This window comes from Candidatus Binataceae bacterium (genome assembly GCA_035500095.1).
In the GTDB taxonomy this organism is placed as follows: domain Bacteria; phylum Desulfobacterota; class Binatia; order Binatales; family Binataceae; genus JAKAVN01.
The window spans coordinates 1-3,845 of the sequence record DATJXN010000047.1; the positions used below are offsets into that span (position 1 = coordinate 1).

Sequence of the window (3,845 nt, forward strand, 5' to 3'; positions counted from 1 at the left end):
CCTCAAGCCGCCGCATGGCGGCACCTGTCAGAGCGGCGAAATCGACGCCATGATGGCTTTGAAACCGATGGTCCTCCGACGCGATCACCGCCTCCTGCAGGGCGGGCGAGATCTCCGCCAGCGGCGTCCATGCAAGCCGCCGCCCGCGCGCGTCCACGCGAAGCTCGTGGATCGGCTCGCCGTGGCGGTCGAGCAATTGCGCGTCGGAGGGACGCCAGCGCGCGCGCACCTCATCGAAACCCGGCACGACGGGCCGGCCAAGCGCAGCCAAGGCCAGCAATCCAGCTGCCGCCGCGAGCGCGGCGACTGGTGCGGGGCGGCGTATCGTCACGGCGCGACCTCCAACGGCGCGTTGGGCAGCTCGCCGAGCATCTCGGGCTCGTAGAGCGCCTCGACGCGAGTCGCCGGAAGCTGGAACACGCCGGCCTGGTTGAGCCGGATATTGTACTCGACCTCGAAGCTGCCCTTGGGGATGAATTCATAGTAGGCGCGGTACGCGTCGAACGGGCGCTCGACGAAGTCGGGCCACAAGTAGTTGTGGTTGTTCGAATTTTCCGCGCTGGTGGCGCTCGCCGCGATCGACGAGGCGCGCCTGAGCCCGGTGTTGAGATGCGACGCGCCGGCGGGAAGCGGATCATTCACGACCACCCACGTCATGTCGGTCTGCGCTTCGATCTTGAGGTGGACGCGCACGATATCGCCGCGGCGCCATCCGCCGCTATGGCTTTTATCCACGGCGCTCAGCGTCCGCGTGATGCGGTAGCCGCTGCTGAACGGAGCCTTGAGCGGAATCGCGGCGCGCGTGCGAACCTGCACCCACGGGTTTCCGCTGCCGCTATGGTCAACTCGCAGATCGGACTGCGCGGGCGGCCATGCGAGGTTGAGATCGCCGCCGTGCGGGTCGCGCGTCCAATCGAGTTTCTTCGACGCCGCCGCGAGCGACGCCGTGGTCGTTCCCTTGACCGGCACCGACTCGAACGTGCGCGCGAATTTCTCGACCGCGAGCGTGCCCCACGCATTGGCGAGCGTCGTCGCCCACGCACCGCGCGATTGCAGCCGGACCGCGCCCTGCATCACGCGCGGCACCTCGTCGTGCCAAAGCCCGTTGTCGACGAGCAGCAGGTCGAGCCGCAGCATGTTGCTCTCGACGTCGGTCATCAGGCACCAGCATTGGCCGCCCGACAGATGCGCGCCGGTGCCCTGCCAGTTGAGCCGCGCGCGCACGATCTGCTCGGCCTCGGCCAGCCGCCGCGCGCGATTGGGAACGTCGTGGAGGCGGAGCAGGACGTTCCACCACTGGATAACGGTTGCGTCGGGCCAGAGATTGGGTTCGACGATGATACTGCCGAGCATCGCGGCGTTGGCCAGGCCCGCGCTCGAGAGCGCCTCGATCGCCGCGATCTTGCGCAGCGGCAGGTCGGCTCCCGGCACCGCGCCGTAACGCACGACCCGGCCCGCGATAAAGCCGGCAAGCCCGCGCCCCATCGCCGCTTCCGACTGCGGCGGAATCGTAAACCCCGCCTCATGCGCGATCGAGAAGACGTACGAGGTCAGGATGTCGCTGCCCTCGCGCATATCGGGAAAGAACTTCAGGAGGCCGTCGGCGTCGAGATACTGCGGCAGGTCGGCCGCGATGCCGTTCCATAGCGCCGGATCGCCAAGCGCGATCGCCCGCGACACGCGCTGCTCCATGCAGGTGTATGGATAGGCGCGCATCCATTCGCGCACCCCGTCGAGCCCCGCGCTCAGCGACGGACTGAGCGAGACCTGCACGTCGCCCTGTCCCGCGAGCGCGTCGGCGGGCAGTGCAACCGGCTCGGCGATCGGTTTCTCCCATCGCATCAGCGTCGCCTGGTAGGTCCTGACCGGCGTGACCGGGAGCACGCGCTGCGTTATCTTCAGATGGTCTGACGGCGCGCCGGCGATCGACGCCGCATCGACGCGGTAGCGCAGCTCGCTGACTCCCATCGGCACCGCCACCTTCCAAGCGATCGATTTTCCCTCGCCCGGCGCGAGTTCCAGCACCTGCGGCGGGGGCTCGGTCGCGACGCCCTCGATCTTCGCGCTCACCTTCGCGGTGAACGGCTGCTCCGAGGCGTTGCGCACGGTAAATTCGGCGTCGAACGAATCGCCGGCGCGGATTATCGGCGACACTCCGGGCAGGATCATCAGGTCCTGCGTAGAGCGTATCAGCGTGTCGCCGGTGCCGAACATGCCGACTCCGCCGCTTGCGATCGCGACGATGCGAAAGCTAGACAGCGAATCATTGAGCGGCACTTCGACCGTCGCGTTGCCGGCCGCATCCAGCGGCACCGTCGCCTTCCAGAGCAGCAGCGTGTCGAAGAGTTCGCGCGTAATCTGCCGGCCGCCGCCGCCGCCCGGCGCAAGCGCCTTCAATCCGTAGTGCCGCTTGCCGACGACCTCCATTTGCGCGGTCGACGTATCGACCTGATAAGGCCGTCGCCCCATCATTGCGTCCAGCAGCTTCCAGCTGTGGTTGCTGGCGAGCTCGAGCAGCCCCTGGTCAACCGCGGCGACCGCGACTTCGCTGCCCGGGGGCGGCGGCGCGCCGGCGGCGGTCCGGACCGCGATCGCAACCCGCGCCTTCTCGCGCACGCGGTAAACGCGCCGCTCGGGCGTGACCGTAACGTTCAACCGGTTCGCGCGCCAGCCGACGCGAATCTCCGCGATCCCCAGCCTGAAGGCCGGCTTGGCAAGGTCGAGCATCCCGGTCGGTGCAGGCGATCCGACGCGGCCGCGAATCGCCAGGACCGAGACGAACACGTTGGGCGCGTACTCGCGCACGGGGAGGGTGATGACCGGGTTATGGCCCGAGAGGTGCACCACCGAGGCCGCGATAACTCCTTCGCGCTCCACGGTGACGAGCGCGATCGCTTCCGCAAAGGGCATCCGCACCTGGAAGCGCGCCTGCTCGCCCGGCTGATATTGCGGATGCTCGGGCAGCACATCGATCCGATCCTCGTCATGACCCTCGAACCACTCGCGTCCCGGGCCAGGGATGAATACCTCGGTGTAGGCTGTGCTCGAGTTGCCGGCCTCGTCGCGCACGGATGCCTCGACCTCGACCGAGCCGGTGAGCGCGGTCTTTGCGTCGCAAAGCAGGACTCCGCGCGCGTCGGTCAGGCCGGAGCACAACTCGCCCGCGCGGCGCGTTTCGATCGTGTTGTCATAGGCGTAAAAGCCGCCGACCAGGCGCTTGCGATACGAGAAGGTCTTGCGGGTGAAGATCGCGACCTTAACCGGCGCGCCCGCGACCGGCTTGCCGCCCTCCTTGACCGCCGCGACGCGAAGACGCAGATGGCCGGGCGAGGAGACCCAATCGTCGGCGCGGATTCCGGCGAGATACTTCGCCGGCCAGATCGTAACCGAGTTGGAAACGGTCTGAGTCTCGCCGTTGGGGTCGCGATATTCCATCTCCGCGGTCACCTGGGTCGGCGTCGGCGCGCGCGCGATATCGGTAATCGAGGTCTGCGCGCCCCCGGCGGCGTCGAGAACCAGATCCTTGCGCTGATGGATTCCCGGCGGCCTGAAGACCGGGAAACCCTCGTACTCGGATTCGACCGAGACGGTCCCTTCCTTGACCTCACCATTGGCGAAGGTGAAATCGTCGAAGTCGGGGAAAGAGACATATGCGTCGGGCTGGATCTGGCTTCGCAGCGTGACCGGCAATCCGCTCGCCACGCCCCCCGAGAGGTACTCGGCGCTCAGATCGATCGCAACGCTGGCCGCTCTGACCTCGACTTTCGCCGGCATCCGGATCGCCGCCTTCATCAGCGGGATGCGGAATTCCTCGACCCGGAAGTCCGCCGTCTGAAGCTCGTTGG

Annotated in this window: 2 protein-coding genes; both read right to left on the reverse strand. The window is 67.6% G+C overall.

Annotation, left to right across the window (positions count from 1 at the left end; translation table 11 throughout):
• Positions 1 to 331: transglycosylase domain-containing protein (locus VMI09_05400; GenBank protein ID HTQ24111.1), on the reverse strand; the 331-nt coding region annotated here is incomplete at its 3' end.
• A partial coding sequence (locus VMI09_05405) for an alpha-2-macroglobulin family protein (protein HTQ24112.1) occupies positions 328 to 3,845 on the reverse strand: 3,518 nt, incomplete at its 5' end. The genes VMI09_05405 and VMI09_05400, both read right to left, overlap by 4 nt.